General features: G+C 60.6%; 14 protein-coding genes. 3 read left to right on the forward strand and 11 right to left on the reverse strand.

The genetic code is table 11. The annotated features are described in order from the left end of the window. Positions 1–85 precede the first annotated feature (85 nt). Positions 86–1,320 (forward strand): IS3 family transposase gene (locus DESUT3_RS11650; protein ID WP_404826969.1). Its coding sequence is split into 2 segments (ribosomal slippage): positions 86–455 and positions 455–1,320, totalling 1,236 coding nucleotides; the frame shifts between segments, so codons are not numbered across the junction. Between the two features lie 73 nt (positions 1,321–1,393). Here the strand turns inward: DESUT3_RS11650 and DESUT3_RS11655 are convergent. From DESUT3_RS11655 to DESUT3_RS11690, 8 genes are all read right to left on the reverse strand, one after another. Beyond that, on the reverse strand, positions 1,394–1,843 hold the full coding sequence (locus DESUT3_RS11655; RefSeq protein WP_221248647.1) for a hypothetical protein: 450 nt from the start codon (positions 1,841–1,843) through the stop codon (positions 1,394–1,396). 14 nt (positions 1,844–1,857) lie between these two features. Beyond that, positions 1,858–3,765 (reverse strand): ATP-dependent zinc metalloprotease FtsH, encoded by a 1,908-nt coding sequence (gene ftsH, locus DESUT3_RS11660; protein ID WP_221248648.1) that lies wholly within the window; start codon positions 3,763–3,765, stop codon positions 1,858–1,860. Between the two features lie 140 nt (positions 3,766–3,905). Beyond that, entirely contained in the window at positions 3,906–4,853 is a 948-nt protein-coding gene (locus DESUT3_RS11665) for a GGDEF domain-containing protein (protein WP_221248649.1), read from the reverse strand. A 196-nt stretch (positions 4,854–5,049) separates the two neighbouring features. Next, positions 5,050–5,367, reverse strand: coding sequence for a zf-TFIIB domain-containing protein (locus DESUT3_RS11670; protein WP_221248651.1), 318 nt, complete (start codon positions 5,365–5,367; stop codon positions 5,050–5,052). 89 nt (positions 5,368–5,456) lie between these two features. Continuing rightward, a complete protein-coding gene (gene cas6 / locus DESUT3_RS11675; RefSeq protein WP_221248652.1) occupies positions 5,457–6,410 on the reverse strand; it encodes a CRISPR system precrRNA processing endoribonuclease RAMP protein Cas6 in 954 nt (317 codons plus the stop codon). Between the two features lie 262 nt (positions 6,411–6,672). Then, positions 6,673–7,425: a succinate dehydrogenase/fumarate reductase iron-sulfur subunit gene (locus tag DESUT3_RS11680; protein WP_221248653.1), complete on the reverse strand. Its 753-nt coding sequence runs from the start codon at positions 7,423–7,425 to the stop codon at positions 6,673–6,675. Then, entirely contained in the window at positions 7,425–9,338 is a 1,914-nt protein-coding gene (locus DESUT3_RS11685; RefSeq protein WP_221248655.1) for a fumarate reductase/succinate dehydrogenase flavoprotein subunit, read from the reverse strand. The genes DESUT3_RS11680 and DESUT3_RS11685 overlap by 1 nt, the downstream gene beginning before the upstream one ends. 11 nt (positions 9,339–9,349) lie before the next feature. Beyond that, positions 9,350–10,024, reverse strand: a complete 675-nt coding sequence (locus tag DESUT3_RS11690) for a succinate dehydrogenase cytochrome b subunit (protein WP_221248657.1) — start codon at positions 10,022–10,024, stop codon at positions 9,350–9,352. Between the two features lie 573 nt (positions 10,025–10,597). On the opposite strand from DESUT3_RS11690, the gene tgt reads away from it, so the two are divergent. Together tgt and DESUT3_RS11700 are read left to right on the forward strand one after the other, a co-directional pair. Continuing rightward, on the forward strand, positions 10,598–11,719 hold the full coding sequence (gene tgt, locus DESUT3_RS11695; protein WP_221248658.1) for a tRNA guanosine(34) transglycosylase Tgt: 1,122 nt from the start codon (positions 10,598–10,600) through the stop codon (positions 11,717–11,719). A gap of 32 nt (positions 11,720–11,751) precedes the next feature. Continuing rightward, positions 11,752–12,555: a hypothetical protein gene (locus tag DESUT3_RS11700; RefSeq protein ID WP_221248659.1), complete on the forward strand. Its 804-nt coding sequence runs from the start codon at positions 11,752–11,754 to the stop codon at positions 12,553–12,555. 31 nt (positions 12,556–12,586) lie between these two features. Here DESUT3_RS11700 and DESUT3_RS11705 read toward each other — a convergent pair whose 3' ends face one another. The 3 genes from DESUT3_RS11705 to DESUT3_RS11715 all read right to left on the reverse strand — a co-directional run bounded on the left by DESUT3_RS11705 (position 12,587) and on the right by DESUT3_RS11715 (position 15,408). After that, positions 12,587–13,345, reverse strand: a complete 759-nt coding sequence (locus DESUT3_RS11705; protein WP_221248660.1) for a septal ring lytic transglycosylase RlpA family protein — start codon at positions 13,343–13,345, stop codon at positions 12,587–12,589. A gap of 155 nt (positions 13,346–13,500) precedes the next feature. Further along, entirely contained in the window at positions 13,501–14,421 is a 921-nt protein-coding gene (locus DESUT3_RS11710; protein ID WP_221248661.1) for a PfkB family carbohydrate kinase, read from the reverse strand. 33 nt (positions 14,422–14,454) lie between these two features. Beyond that, positions 14,455–15,408: an acetyl-CoA carboxylase carboxyltransferase subunit alpha gene (locus DESUT3_RS11715; RefSeq protein ID WP_221248662.1), complete on the reverse strand. Its 954-nt coding sequence runs from the start codon at positions 15,406–15,408 to the stop codon at positions 14,455–14,457. Positions 15,409–15,459: the final 51 nt, after the last annotated feature.

Here is a 15,459-nt window from a genome sequence, read left to right on the forward strand (position 1 = left end):
AAAAAGCCTGCGGCGAAATTCGCCGCAGGCTTTTTTATTTTCTGGGTCCCGTCCTGAAATAAGTTTACACCTGGGAGACTTATTTATGGACGAGTTAGAGGGCAAGCGGAAGAGACGGAGTCAGCGTGATTACACCATGGGCTTTAAATTGCAGGTGGTCGCCGCAGTCGAAAAGGGCGATATGACCTACAAGCAAGCCCAAAAGATTTATGGCATCCAGGGGCGCTCCACAGTGCTAACATGGCTGAGAAAGCACGGCAAGCTGGATTGGACCCACTCTGTGAGGCTGACCATGTCTGATTCTCCCAAAGCCAAAGAGACCCCCGCACAGACCATCAAACGGCTTGAGCGCGAACTTGAGGATGAACGTCTTCGGAATCTGCTTTTGAATGAAGTCGTGGATATTCTCGATGCAGAACATGGGGCCGGACTGCGAAAAAAGTATTTGGCCAAGGAGCGAGACGCCTTCAAAAACAGGAAGGGCTGAGTTTAAGCCATGCTTGCAGGCTTCTTGGCATTACCCGGCAAGCCGTCTATCAACGAGAAAAGCGCATCCGGCAGCGCAGGGTCGAACTGGCACCGGTCCGGGGCATGGTGATGGAGGTCAGGCGATTCATGCCGAGACTTGGTGGCCGGAAGCTCTACCACCTGCTGAAACCCCGGCTTGATGAACAGGGCATCAAATTGGGGCGTGATGGTTTCTTTGACTATCTGCGAGCCCATCAACTGCTGGTAGTACCGGTCAAACGCTACACAAAAACAACGCAGAGCAGACACTGGATGAAGAAACATCCAAATCGATTGGAGAACCAGGAGATCGGGCGTGCTGAGCAGGCCTTTGTGAGCGACATCACCTATGTTGAAACGGATGAAGGTGTTCACTATCTGTCGTTGGTCACCGATGCGTACAGTCGAAAAATCATGGGATATGACGTCAGTGACAATATGCGCGCTGAGAGTGTCGTCAAGGCGTTACAGCGAGCGGCCAGGCAGCGGCAGACCCGCAGATCGCTGATTCACCATTCCGACCGAGGTCTGCAATATTGTTCAGCGATCTACCAAGACGAGCTCAGACGTCAGGGCATGACGCCATCCATGACCGATGGCTATGACTGTTACCAGAATGCTCTTGCAGAGAGAGTGAACGGCATATTGAAGCAAGAGTTTCTGATCAACAGATGCCGAAACTTGCGGGATCTGAAACGGCTGGTTGGGGAATCCATCGACATTTACAATCGACTTCGGCCCCACCTTAGCTTGGGCATGAAAACACCCGATGAAGTGCATAGGAAAGCCACCTCCGAGAGGGAGGTGGCTTAGGTAAAACCTGTCAACCTATTTTAGGACGTGACACTGTGGCCCTCTTCCCCCCGATCGACCAGTCCACTTGTCCTTAGCTCTTTTTGCTTTTGGGCGCAAAAAGCCGATAGGTGCTCTTCTCTTTTTCCCGCTTCAGGGTTCCATCCGCATCCATGGCGGCCAGAACCTTTTGCAGATGCCGGCGGTCCTGGTCGGGGAACTTGCCATAGAGTTCGGTCTGCAACATCCCCTTAGGCCCCTTGATCTGCTTTAGAATCTGCTCCTCCAGGGCGATTTCGACCGATGCCCGGACAGTCTCCGTCGCCGGTGGTTGCGCTGGTGAAGGGACAAGGTTTTTTTTCTCCCGAGGCTGCTCGACGGCCGCGGCCGCCTTTGGAGCCGCTGGCGGTTTCACCTCGCCGCCGGTTGGGGCCTGCCCCAACTCCCTGCGGATGTCCTTCTCCATGCCACTCAGAGTGGTAAAGGCAAAGTAGGCGAAATAGGCCATTCCGGCCAGACCCAAAAAAATCAAAAACCCACCCATCAGTCCCTCCTTCATTACGGGTTCAAGCCGGAGGCGCTCTCCGGCTTGGGTTTGGCGTCGGACGCATCTTCCTGCACCTCGAGTATTTCATTCACTCGACTGCTGTCCAACACCTCTTCCTCCAACAGTACTTCGACCAAGGCATCCAGTTTATGGCGGTGTTCGGTGACGAGTTCATCGGCGGTCTGCTCGGCCTCGCGGATCAGCTTGTCGATTTCCTGGTCGATAAGCCAGGCCATCTGTTCGCTGAAGGTTTTTTCCGTGGCCAACTTGCGCCCCAAAAAGGGATGTTCTTCGCCGCGGCTTACCGTGACCGGCCCGATCTTGTCGCTCATCCCCCATTGGCAGACCATTTTTTCGGCCAATTCGGTGACCTGCTTGAGATCGTTCTCGGCGCCGGTGGAAAGATCGTTGAAGACCACCTTCTCCGCGGCCCTTCCGCCGAGGCTGACCGCAAGCCGGGTCATCAGGTAGCTCTTGGAATAATGGTACCTGTCGTCCACCGGCAACTGCTGCGTGACCCCGAGGGCCCTGCCCCGGGGAATGATCGACACCTTGTGGATCGGATCGGCGCCCTCGAGGAATTTTGCGACCAGCGTGTGCCCCCCCTCATGGTAGGCGGTGATCCGTTTTTCCCGCTCGGAAAGAACCAGCTTTCGCTCGGCACCCATGAGGATCCGGTCCTTGGCCTGCTCGAGGTGGATCATGGAAACGCTTTCCCTGTCCTGCCTGGCGGCGATCAGTGCAGCCTCGTTGATCAGGCTCTCCAGGTCTGCACCGCACATTCCAGGCGTTCCCTTGGCGATGGTTCTCAGGTCGACATCCTCGGCCAGGGGCACCTTTCGGGTGTGGACCTTGAGGATCTCCTCCCGGGCGCGCCAGTCGGGACGCTCCACAACCACCTGCCGGTCGAAGCGCCCCGGCCGCAGCAGGGCGGCATCGAGGACATCAGGGCGGTTGGTGGCCGACATGACTATGACTTCTTCGTGGGGCTCGAATCCATCCAGCTCCGCCAGAAGCTGATTCAAGGTCTGCTCGCGTTCGTCGTTGCCTCCGCCCAGGCCGGTGCCTCGCGAGCGGCCGACCGCGTCGAGCTCATCGATGAATATGATGCTGGGGGCCTGCTTTTTGGCCGTATTGAACAGATCGCGGACCCTGCTGGCGCCCACGCCGACGAACATTTCGATAAACTGGGAGGCGGCGATGGAGAAAAACGGAACCCCGGCCTCCCCCGCAACGGCCCGGGCCATCAGAGTCTTGCCTGTCCCCGGCGGTCCTACCAGCAAGATTCCCCGCGGCACCTTTCCGCCGATCCGGGCGAATTTTTTGGGATTGCGCAGAAATTCCACAACCTCCAGCAGTTCCTGCTTGGCCTCCTCCAGGCCGGCCACATCGGCAAAGGTCACCCGGCTGGTTTCCCGGGTATAGAGGCGGGCTCCGGACTTGCCGAAGCTCCCCATGAGCCCCCCGCCAGGGCCTCCCTTGCCCCGCATCCCCTTGAGAATGAACCACCAGACCCCGATGATCAACACCCAGGGCAGCAGATAGATCAGGGCCGAAGTCCAGGCCGAGGGTTCGGGTTCGGGCCTGACGTCGACCTCGACCTGGCGGGCTTCAAGCTGCTCCATCAGCCCCGGGTCCTGCACCGGCGGCAGGTTGGTGGCAAACAGCCTGTAGCGGGGGGCCGCGTCTGCCATCCCCCGGGTGGGGATGTCGATTTCCTTTTTGAATTCTCCGCTGAGCTTGCTCCCCTCGAAAGTGACCCTGGCGACGTTATCCGCTGCCAGCTCGGCCTTGAAACGGCTGTAGGTGACCTGCACCGGCGCAGCGGATTTCTCCGGCGAATACACCATATACAGGTAGTTGAAGGCGATGATCAGAATGATCAGCAGAAGGATCTGCTGGCGCACGTTTTTGTTCATTTTGGATTCCAGAGCCATCCCCCTGGCAGAACCCCTCTCTCCTCTTGTTCGAGACAGGGACGCGACCACCCCCGCAGCCCCGATCTTCAAAGCGCCCCCTTGCGTCAGGGGCGGCCCGGGCTGAATGTCGCAGAGCGTTTTCAGCGTTTGTTTCGACGCCTGTCCACCAGGTAGTTGCTGCCGGGGAGAGTCTTGACGAAATCCTTTATCTCGGCTGCGACCTGGGCAATTTCGGTAGGTGAGGCAATTTCCCGGTGAGCATCGCTCACCACCGCGATGGAGATGGTCATAATCGGAAACTGCCTTTCCACCCCGTAGCGGTCAATCCCCACCACAAACCCCCGTTCGAGATCTTCCGGAGAATAATACCGGGGAATCAGCTTATCGAAACCATGGATGATATTTTCGCATAGCGCCTTGATATTCTCCGGGGCGGTGATCAGGACGAAATCATCCCCGCCGATATGGCCGACGAAGTCGCCTTCCCGACCATAGGATTTTCTCATATTATAGACCAGTTCGCCGGTGGCCTTGATGATTTCACTCCCCTTGGCGTAACCGTAACGATCATTGTAGGCTTTGAAATTGTCGAGATCGATATAACAAAGCGCGAATTTTTCCCCCTTGCGCATCTTCTCGAGCAGCGATCGCTCGATGGCGATATTCCCCGGGAGCCTGGTCAGGGGGCTGGCATCCAGGCACATTTGCTCGTACTGCTTGAACTTCTTGGCCATCACCGACAGCTCCCGGGCCAGATCCCCGATCTCGTCCCGACTGCGGATCTGAGGCTCCAGGTCAAAAATCCCTTCGGCTATCAAATGGGTAGCATATTTCAACTTGCCAAGCGCGGAGAGGATATGAAACACCGCAAGCAGCGCAAGAAAAAAGCCGCCGACAAGCCCCGCCGCACCGAGTATCACCACCCACAGGACGGCTTCCCGGGCCAGGCCGGAGATTTCCAGCAAAGGCCCTGCAAGGGGCTTCCAGGCGGTAGCATCCCCTGATCCGCCAAGCGCCGAGAAGGCGTCGATCCTGGCCGAAATATCGTTCAGGGTGGATACCGCAACGATGCAGACCGCACCCAGCAACGCCGCAAAAACCAGGTTCCCCGAAATGATTTTAAGGGTCAGCGGAAAACGCATGCCATCCAAATTCCCCGGCAGAAATACCTTTCATCACATGCCCGTCCATGACTGGTCCCTGTTGGCCCTCCCTCCATGAATCAGGTCCCAAATACATTCAAAGGCGGCGGATTACTCCGCCGCCCTTGAACCTGTCGGATGCCTACTCATCATCCTTGAGGATTTTCTGTTCTTGCTTGAACCACTTGTCGAACCAGGTTCGGTGATCCTTTTCCGCGAGCATGGTCAAGTCGCGCGGGCCCAGCCAGACGCCTCCACAACTGGGGCATTTGTCCAATGGGACCCCGCGGAACTCCATGGCTTGGATGGCATCGCCGCATTTCGGGCACCTGTTTCTGCACATTTCCCGGGTGAGCTTTTCCCGAGCTTCTTTTTTCAATTGCTCGATCTGCTCTTTTTCCAGGTTGTAAAAGTACTGGTTCTCCAGGGCCTTTTTCCGTTCCTCCCAGGCATTGGTCATGGCAGCACTCCCCCGATATGTGTTGCTGTTACTCCAAAGTATAACGATTTCGCCGGCTTTGGCAAGTTAAACGGGCCCGCTCGGCAGGATCAGCCTGTCTTTCTCCATAGATTGAACCTCCCCGCCCCGTAGGCCGCTCCCTTGCCGATATTCATCAACGACCCAAGGCTCAAAATCCAGGCAACATCGCAAAGGGCCTCTCCCTCAAGCTCCAGGTCCCCCATAAGTCCGCCAAGATCCTGAATCCGCTCTTCGCCCTCCAATTGACGCCAGTCCTGCCAGCGCAGACGGTTGCCTCTCTGGACAACCAGGTCGCTGGATTCGAACAGAATCCGAGGGTCGTGGACGAGCTCCAGGCCGCAGTGTGTGTAGGCCATGGAAGTAACCCTGCGCAGGATAAACGGAAACATTGCCTGGAATCCGGCTTTGAATACCGGCCTGCCCCGCGAGATCAGCCTGGCGGGGGTCAGCATCTGGACGACCAGCCCACTGGCCTCGCCAAGGGCGGTATCAACCCACCATCCAGCATCCTGGAACGGCGGCGCCAGCCCCCGAAGATCATCCCCGGGCCGCCAGATTACGCTCGGGCTGCCCGAGGCATCGAGGGCATCGATACCAGCCAGCCGAAACGGGCCCTGGCCCATGTGCAGCCCCCGGGGACCCAGCGCCTCGAGGACCCGCCCAAACAGCTCCAGGAGCAAAATGCCCTTCCCCCAGAAGGAGCAGCGGATAGCCAGCGACTCCCCCTGTCGGTAGTCCTTCCAATCGGCTGCGCGAGGCAGCAGGGCAAATGGCGGTCCGGGGCGCTGATAGCGCTTTAGGGCCAGCGGATCGGAGGGCAAAGGGGGGTCGAACAGATCCCGGAACAGGCCCCCCTGGGCGCCCTCCTCCGAAGCGCTCAAGGCCCTCCCCAAGGCGGCCCTCAGGTCCCGTCGCAGCCTCATGGATGCCGCCATGTCGAAGCGGCAGGCCTCGACAAATTCCAGATGGAAATTCACCAAGGCGAACTCCATCCTCTTCAGAATATCCGGATACTCAGACATGGACCCGCCAACCCCTGCGAAAATGTCGTGCCAGTATACCAGCCCTCCCGCAGCCTGGTACAGCAGGAATCCGGGGCGATTTCCGGAGCCTGCCGGCGATCAGCGGGCGGCGCCTTGCTGAACCCCATCCCCCTCCCACCCTCCCCCTTGAAAGGGGAGGAGAGCCTATCCTTAGTAGCCTCTGACCTGCTTGATATGGAGGCAAAAAAATGGGGCGGGCCATTGGGCCCGCCCCGACTGTTTCAGGGTATGACAGCTGCGCTTACTTGTTGTTGCCCGGCAGCATCGCCTTGAGGTACTCGCGGTTGAGCTTGGCGATGAACTTGACGTTGATGTCCTTCGGGCAGCTCGCCTGGCACTCGTAGTGGTTGGTGCAGTTGCCCATACCGCAGGCCTTGGCCTCTTCGGTCATCGAACGCACCCGCCGCGCCGCCTCGGGCACGCCCTGGGGCTGGATCGCCAGCTGCGCGACCTTGGCGCTGGTGAAGAGCATCGCCGAGCTGTTCGGGCAGCCCGCCACGCAGGCCCCGCAGCCGATGCACTCGGCGGCGTCCATGGCGTAGTCGGCGTCCCCCTTGGGGATCAGCAGCGCGTTGCCGTCGGGAACCCCGCCGGTCTTGGCCGAGGTGTAGCCGCCGGCCTGGATGATCTTGTCCAGCGCGGCGCGGTCGACCACCAGGTCCTTGACGATCGGAAAGGCGCGCGCCCGCCACGGCTCGATGAACACGTCGTCGCCGTCCTTGAACTGGCGCATGTGCAGCTGGCACACCGTGGTCTTCTCCTGCGGGCCGTGGGCGCGGCCGTTGATCACCTGCGAGCACATCCCGCAGATCCCCTCGCGGCAGTCGTGGTCGAAGGCGATGGGGTCCTTGCCCTCTTTGATCAGCTCTTCGTTGACCTCGTCGAGCATCTCCAGAAACGAGCTGTCGGCGCTGACGTTCTTGGCCTGGTACACCTCGAGCCGGCCCTTGTCGTTGGCGTCCTTCTGACGCCATACATGCAGTGTCAGATTCATTATTTGTAGCTCCTTACGGCAAGGTGGACGTTTTCGAATTTCAGCGGCTCCTTGTGCAGCTCGGGCTCCTTGTCGGCGCCCTTGAACTCCCAGGCCGCGGCGTAGCAGAAGTTCTCGTCGTCACGCATCGCCTCGCCGTCCTCGGTCTGGTGCTCGACGCGGAAGTGCCCGCCGCAGCTCTCGTCGCGGTGCAGCGCGTCCTTGGCGAACAGTTCGGCGAACTCGAGAAAATCCGCCAGGCGCCCGGCGTTCTCGAGCTGCTGGTTGAACTCGGCGCCGGAGCCTGCGACCTTGAGGTTCTTCCAGAACTGCTCGCGCAGCTCGGGGATCTGCTTGAGCGCTTCTTTGAGGCTCTGCTCGCTTCTGGCCATGCCGACGTTGTTCCACATGATCTTGCCCAGCTCGCGGTGCAGCTCGGCCGGGGTCTTCTTGCCGTTAATCGAGAGCAGCTTCTTGGTCTCGTTCTCGACGGCGGCCTTGCTCTCCTTGAAGGCGGGGTGGTCGTCCTTGATCTTGCCCGGGGTGATCTGGGCCAGGTAATGGGCGATGGTGTAGGGGATGACGAAGTAGCCGTCGGCCAGCCCCTGCATCAGCGCGCTGGCGCCCAGGCGGTTGGCGCCGTGGACCGAGAAGTTGGCCTCGCCCAGCACGAACAGGCCCGGGACGTTGCTCATGCAGTTGTAGTCGACCCACAGCCCGCCCATCGAGTAGTGGGGGGCGGGGTAGATGCGCATCGGCTCTTTGTAGGCGTTCTCGTCGGTGATCTTTTCGTACATCTCGAAGAGGTTGCCGTAGCGCTCGCGGATGGTGTTCTCGCCCAGGCGCTTGATGCTCGCGGCGTAGTCGAGATAGACGCCGCGGCCCCCGGGGCCGATGCCGCGCTTGTCGTCGCAGGCTTCCTTGGCCGCGCGCGAGGCGATATCGCGCGGGGCGAGGTTGCCGAAAGAGGGGTACTTGCGCTCCAGGTAGTAGTCGCGCTCCTCTTCGGGGATCTCGTTGGGGTGGCGCTTTTCGCCCTCTTTCTTGGGCACCCAGATGCGTCCGTCGTTGCGCAGCGACTCGCTCATCAGGGTGAGCTTGCTCTGGTGCTCGCCGGACTGCGGGATGCAGGTGGGGTGGATCTGGGTGTAGCAGGGGTTGGCAAAATAGGCGCCCTTCTTGGCCGCCTTCCAGGCCGCGGTGACCGAGCAGCCCATGGCGTTGGTCGACAGATAAAAGACGTTGACGTAGCCGCCGGTGGCCAAAACCACCGCGTCGCCCCAGTGGGACTCGATCTCGCCGGTGATCAGGTTGCGGCAGGTGATGCCGCGGGCCACCCCGTCGACCACCACCAGATCGAGCATCTCGCGGCGGGCGTGGATCTTGACCGAGCCGGCCTTGGCCTGGCGGGCAAGGGCGCTGTAGGCGCCCAGCAGCAGCTGCTGGCCGGTTTGGCCGCGGGCGTAGAAGGTCCGGCTGACCTGGGCGCCGCCGAAGGAGCGGTTGTCCAGGTACCCGGCGTAGTCGCGGGCGAAGGGCACGCCCTGGGCGACGCACTGGTCGATGATGTTGTTCGAGACCTGGGCCAGGCGCCAGACGTCGGCCTCGCGGGCGCGAAAGTCGCCGCCCTTGACGGTGTCGTAGAACAGCCGATAGATGCTGTCGCCGTCGTTGGGGTAGTTCTTGGCGGCGTTGATGCCGCCCTGGGCGGCGATGGAGTGGGCGCGCCGCGCGCTGTCCTGGTAGCAGAAGGCCTCCACGTTGTAGCCCAGCTCGCCCAGGGTCGCCGCGCCGGCGCCGCCGGCCAGGCCGGTGCCGACCATCAGGATCTTGAATTTACGCTTGTTGGCCGGGTTGACCAGTTTCATTTCCTGGCGATGCTTGTCCCAGCTCTGCTGAATCGGTCCGGTTGGACATTTGCCATCTAGAATCACGGTTCAACCCCCTAAATTTTGACGAAGCCGATAACGATGAGAAGCGGAATGGCGATGTAGCCCAGAAGCAAAATCGCCGAGAGCGCCTTGCCGCCGACGTTGACCGCAGGCAGGGTGTTGGCGTTGGTCAGCCCGAAGGTCTGCACAAAGCTCTGCGCCCCGTGGGACAGATGCAGGAACAAAAAGACCATCGAGACCACGTAGATCAGGCTGACGAAGATTTTCTGAAAGCCCTTGACCACCATCAGGTACACATCCGGGCGCCCCAGCGCATCGAGGTTGGCCTTGGCGCTGATCGCCGGGTCGGTCACCTGCACGGTGAAGTGCAGCAGGTGGTAGATCACGAAGGCCAACAGCACCAGCCCCGAGACGATCATGGTGCTCGAGGCGAAGGTGGCGCGCTGACGCTTCTGGATGGCGTACTTGGCGGGGCTCGCCGCACGGTTCTCCAGGGTGAGCTGGATGCCGTAGATGATGTGGATGGCGAAGGCCGCCAGCATCACCAGGCGGAAGATGTAGACCACCGGCCCCAGGCTGTGGAGCTTCTCGGCATAGGCGTTGATCCCGTCGGGCCCGACGAACACCGAGGTGTTGCCGAGCAGGTGGACGATGACGAAGCCGAGCAATACCAGCCCGGTGACCGCCATCAGAATCTTTCTGCCCACTGAACTTTGTGTCATCTGCATATCCCCTTGTGTTGGAATGGTTCAACGGCTCTTTCTTAAGAGCCCTGGACTGCAACAGCATTACTAAAAAAGCAGTGGCTGCCCCCGCTGGCGCGAAAAACCGAAACGCCCAACCGCACCAGGATGGCCCCACCAACGGCCACCGCTACCCCCGGGAGGATCCCGCCAACTGCTCTCTGTCCGCATCGTTCTCTCTCCTTGAACTGCCAAGGGTAACCGCCCGCCAAAACAGGTGAACCCGCCCTCCGGAGACGGCCACCACAAAAGAGATAAATAACGGTTTTTAGTAACATTGCGGCGTATACATGTCAACTGTTAAGTTGGACACTGTATGCAATTTAGCGTATCTCTGCGGGGCACTTTGTGCCACTTTATGCACAGGTTTTCATGGGACAATTTCTCAAGCAAATCTGGATATTCCGAGGCAACCACAGGCAGTTGCCAAGCCGTTCCGGTTCTGCTAATGTGAGCTTGCCCGGGGTGCAGAACCCCATCCGGCAGCTCAGCCCTGTCTTCAGCCATAATAAAACCTGAGCAGGTAAAATTCACTTCACCAAGGAAACATCCGCACCCATGCTTCAATTTGAACTTCTGGCCAAAGATAAATCCACTGCTGCCCGCCGGGGCCGCATCACCACCCCCCACGGGGTGATCGAAACCCCGATCTTCATGCCCGTCGGCACCCACGCAGCCATGAAGGCCATGACCCCCGCCCAGGTGGAAGAAACCGGAGCGCAGATCATCCTCTCCAACACCTACCACCTGCATCTCAAGCCCGGCGAGGGGTTGGTGCAAAAGGCCGGTGGCCTGCATCGGTTCATGAACTGGAACCGGCCGATCCTGACCGACAGCGGGGGGTTTCAGGTCTTCTCTCTTCCGAAAAAGAAAATCACCGAGGGCGGAGTGTTTTTCCGCCACGAGGTCACCGGCGAGGAGATCTTCCTCGGCCCCCGCGAGGCGATCGCCATCGAAAACGCGCTGGGCGCCGACATCATCATGGCCTTCGACGAGTGCATCCCCTACCCTGCCACGCACGATTATGCCAGCAAGTCGATCCGCAAGACCATCCGCTGGGCCGAGGAATGCCTCAAGGCGCACAGCCGCAGTGACCAGGCCCTGTTCGGCATCGTGCAGGGGAGCATCTACGAGGACCTGCGCCGCGACTGTGCCCGCGAACTGACCGCCCTTGATTTCCCCGGCTATGCCGTCGGCGGGGTGAGCGTCGGCGAAGGACTCGAGCTGCTGAAAAAGGTGGTCGAATACACCGCCCCCTTCCTCCCGGAACACAAGCCGCGCTACCTGATGGGGGTCGGCCTGCCCGAGGACATTCTGGAGAGCATCGAGCGGGGCATGGACATGTTCGACTGCGTCATCCCCACCCGCTACGCCCGCAGCGCCACGCTGTTCACCAGCCGCGGCAAGATCCGCCTGACCAATCGCCGTTACCGGCGCGATTTCTATCCCGTGGATGCGGCCTGCGACTGCTACTGCTGCCGCAATTTCACTCGGGCCTACCTGCATCACCTGTACAACGCCAACGAGATCCTCTCCGCCATACTGGCGGCGATCCACAACGTGCACTTCTACCTGAGGCTGGTCGAGGGGGCGCGCACGGCCATCGAGAAGGGGGAATTCGCCGACTATAAACGCGAGTTTTATGAGCAGTACGGCTTCGGGGGGGATTCGGACGCTTGAGCGCGTCCGCAGGGGGGGGGATGATTTAATCCATGGATGAGGCGGCGAAACGGAGCGGACTCGACCCGGCACTGGCCAGGCGCCTCCAGGGCGCTCTGACCGCCGGCGGCGAAGAGCTTTTTCAGGTCATCACCGACCCCGCTCCGGAGGTGCTGCGGGCGGCGCTTCGCAACCGCAGCCTCACCGAGGATCACCTGCTGGCCCTGCTCAAACGGCGGGATTTGCCCGAGGACCTGCTGAAGGCGCTCTATGGGCTGAAAATAAGCGACTCGAGCCGCCGAATAAAGCTGGCCCTGGCCAGAAACCCCGCCACCCCCTCCCAGGTGATGCAGGCGATCCTGCCCCAACTCTATCTGTTCGAGTTGGTGGGGCTCTGTTTCCTCCCCGGGGTCACCCCGGATCAGAAAGTGGCTGCCGAAAGGGTCATTCTGCAACGGCTGCCGACCACCCCCCTGGGCACCAAGATCACCCTGGCCAGGCGTGCCACCAGCGTCGTAACCGGCGAACTGCTCAAGGAGGGGAACAGCGCCCTGATGGAAGCCTGTCTGAGCAATCCGCGCCTGAAAGAGGTTTCGCTGTTCCAGTTTCTCAACGGAGCCAACGCCACCCCGGATGCCATTTCCAGCATCGCCCGGCATCCCAGGTGGAAGTCCCGCCCCAACCTGCAGATGGCCATCCTCAAGAACCGCAAGACACCGGCGATCTGGTTCACCCTGTTTCTCCCCGGCACCCGCACCCCGGATCTGAACAACCTGCTCGCTTCGCGCCGCCTCACCCCGCCCCAGAAGAAGCTGGTGGAAGAGGAACTGGGCAAACGGGGAGTCAGGCGAAAATAGCCCCCCGTCACTCCTCACTCCTCACTACGCCTTACTCCATCGCCACGACGAAGCTGTTGCGGTGCCCGCGGGCCTCGAAATCCACCTTGGCGGCTTCGGCCTCTTCCAGGGTCTTGTACCTGCCCACCCGCACCCGGTGGAAAAGCTTGCCCCCGACCCACCCCTGCTGAACACTCGAAACACCGTAGCGGCTTTTCAGGTCGGCGGCCATGCGCTGGGCGTTTTCCGCAACGGTGAAGGCGGCGACCTGAATCGCGTAGCTGTCCACCACATAACTCTTGGGATGCTGATAGGTGACGCGGCCGGCCTGGTCGGTCTTCTGGTAGCCGAGGGCCTCGATTCGAACCGGGGCCGTGCCCGGCCCCACCACGCCGAGCTCCTTGGCGGCAGTAAAGGACAGGTCGATGATCCGCCCCTGGACGAAGGGCCCGCGGTCATTGACCCTCACGGTGGTCTCCCGGCCGTTGGCCTTGTTGTGGACCTTGACGTAAACCCCAAGGGGGAGGGTCTTGTGCGCCGCGGTCATGGCGTACATGTCGTAGATCTCACCATTGCTGGTTTTTTTTCCGTGGAAATCCTCGCCGTACCAACTGGCAATCCCATCCTCGACAAACCCCTGGTGGCTGCGCAGCGGATCGTAGCGGGTGCCGTTGACCAGATAGGGCTTTTCATGCCCCTTGAGTTCGCGGTTCTGGGGCGTGTCGATGACCCGGACGTCGTACTGAGGACCGGCGCAGGCGCTGAGCAGGACGAGAACGACGCAATAGAGCGGAAAATTCTTTAATTTCATATTGTTTTTAACCCAAAAAGAAAAAAAACATTCACCACGAAGCACACGAAGTGCACGAAGAACGACAAAAAACAGCGACCCAGGAATTTAACTTCATGTCCTTCATGTCCTTCATGTCCTTCGGGTCCCTTGTGTCCCTCATGGTTTTCCTCAATTTATTTCCTGAGAATCGACTGTTCCAGAAGCGACCGCACCTCCTCAAGGCGAGGGATAGCCGTCCGCCCTCCCAGCGCCCGGGTTTTCAGGGCCGCGCAGGCCGCCGCGAAGCGGACCGTCTCGCGCAGGGGCCACCCTTGCAGCACCCCGTAGATATACCCGCCGTGGAACACGTCGCCGCACCCCGTGGTATCGACGGCCTCTACCCCGAAGGCTGGCTGATGGAAGGGCTCCCCTCCCCTGAGGAGGGTATGACTGCCCGCCGCTCCCAGGGTGACTGTCACCGCCTGGGCGCCGTTCTTCAACAGCGCCTCCAGGACCGCCGCAGGGTTCATCTCCCCGAACGCCTGCCGGGCGAATTTCTCGCTCACCACCAGATGGTCGATGAATGGCAGCAGTTCGGCCGTCCCCTCGCGAAAGCTCCCGCCGTCGAGCACCGTCGGGACACCCTGCTCCCGCGCGAAACGTGCGGCCGCCAGAGATGCCTCGACCTCCAGGCCGTCCAAATGCAGCACCGCGGCGCGACGAATCACCTCCCGCGCCGCGGGGGTAAAAGAAAAGGGGCGTTTTCCGCCCCTGGTCCAGAAAATGTTGCGATGCCCGGTGGTCTTTTCAACAGCAATGAAGGCGAACTGGCTGGTGCCCTGCGGGTCGACCTGGAGATGGGCGCAGCCAACCCCCTCGGCAAGCAGGCCGGCGCGGATTTTTTCGCCGATATCGTCCCCGCCGACCACCCCGAGGTACTCGGTCGACACGCCCAGACGCGCCAAAGTAACCAGGGCGGTGGCCACCGGCCCCCCGCCCTGCTGAATCATATCGGTCAATTCGGCCTTCTGGTCGACTGGCGGATAACACCCTACCCGCCCCAGCACATCCCAAGAGCACTGCCCAAGCCCGACAACCAAAGCTCTACCGACCACCGATCACGCCTTACGCCTTACGTGTTACGGACTTTACTCCTGCACCCGGCTCATGGCGCGGAACTTCTGGTAGCGCTGTTCCACCAACTCCTCGGGGGAGAGTTTCTTGAGTTCCTCAAGGTGCTTCTTGATGCATTTCTTCACCTCGCTGGCGGCTGCGGATACGTCATTGTGCGCGCCGCCCAGCGGTTCGGGAATCACATCGTCGATGACGCAGCCCAACTCCGCGATGTCGGCGGCGGTAAGCTTCAGCGCCTCGGAGGCCTGCGGCCCCTTGGTGCCGTCGCTCCAGAGGATGGCGGCGCAGCCTTCGGGCGAAATAACCGAGTAGACCGAATATTCCATCATCAGCACCCGATTGCCCACGGCAACGGCCAATGCCCCGCCGGAACCGCCTTCACCGGTGACGGTGACGATGACCGGCACAGTCAGCGCAGCCATCTCGCGCAGGTTGCGGGCAATGGCCTCGGCCTGTCCGCGTTCCTCGGCACCGATGCCGGGAAAGGCGCCGGGCGTATCGACGAAGGTGAAGATCGGCAGACCGAACTGCTCGGCCATCTGCATGACCCGCAGCGCCTTGCGGTACCCCTCGGGGTTGGGCATGCCGAAGTTGCGGTAAACCTTCTCCTTGGTGTCGCGCCCCTTCTGGTGGCCGATGACCACGCAGGGCTCGCCGTCGAGCCGCGCAAAGCCGCAGACCAGCGCCGGGTCGTCGCGGAAGTTGCGGTCGCCGTGCACCTCGAACCAGTCGGTGAAGATGTGCTGGACAAAATCCAGGGTGAAGGGGCGGTTGACGTGGCGGGCCAGCTGAGTGCGCTGCCAGCGGGTCAGGTTCGAAAAAATATCCTCACGCAGCTTCTGAGCTTTCTTTTCCAGCTTCTTGATGTCATTGGAAAAGCTAACTTTCTCCGTGGAAAATTCCCGCAGTTCGCGGATCTTCTGCTCCAGCTCAACTAGCGGTTTTTCAAAATCGAGATGAAATTGCATTCCTGGTCTCCTGGTCAATTATTCCGGGAAAACGTCCCCAAAATCACACGC

The sequence above is a fragment of the Desulfuromonas versatilis genome (assembly GCF_019704135.1).
Lineage (GTDB): Bacteria > Desulfobacterota > Desulfuromonadia > Desulfuromonadales > NIT-T3 > Desulfuromonas_A > Desulfuromonas_A versatilis.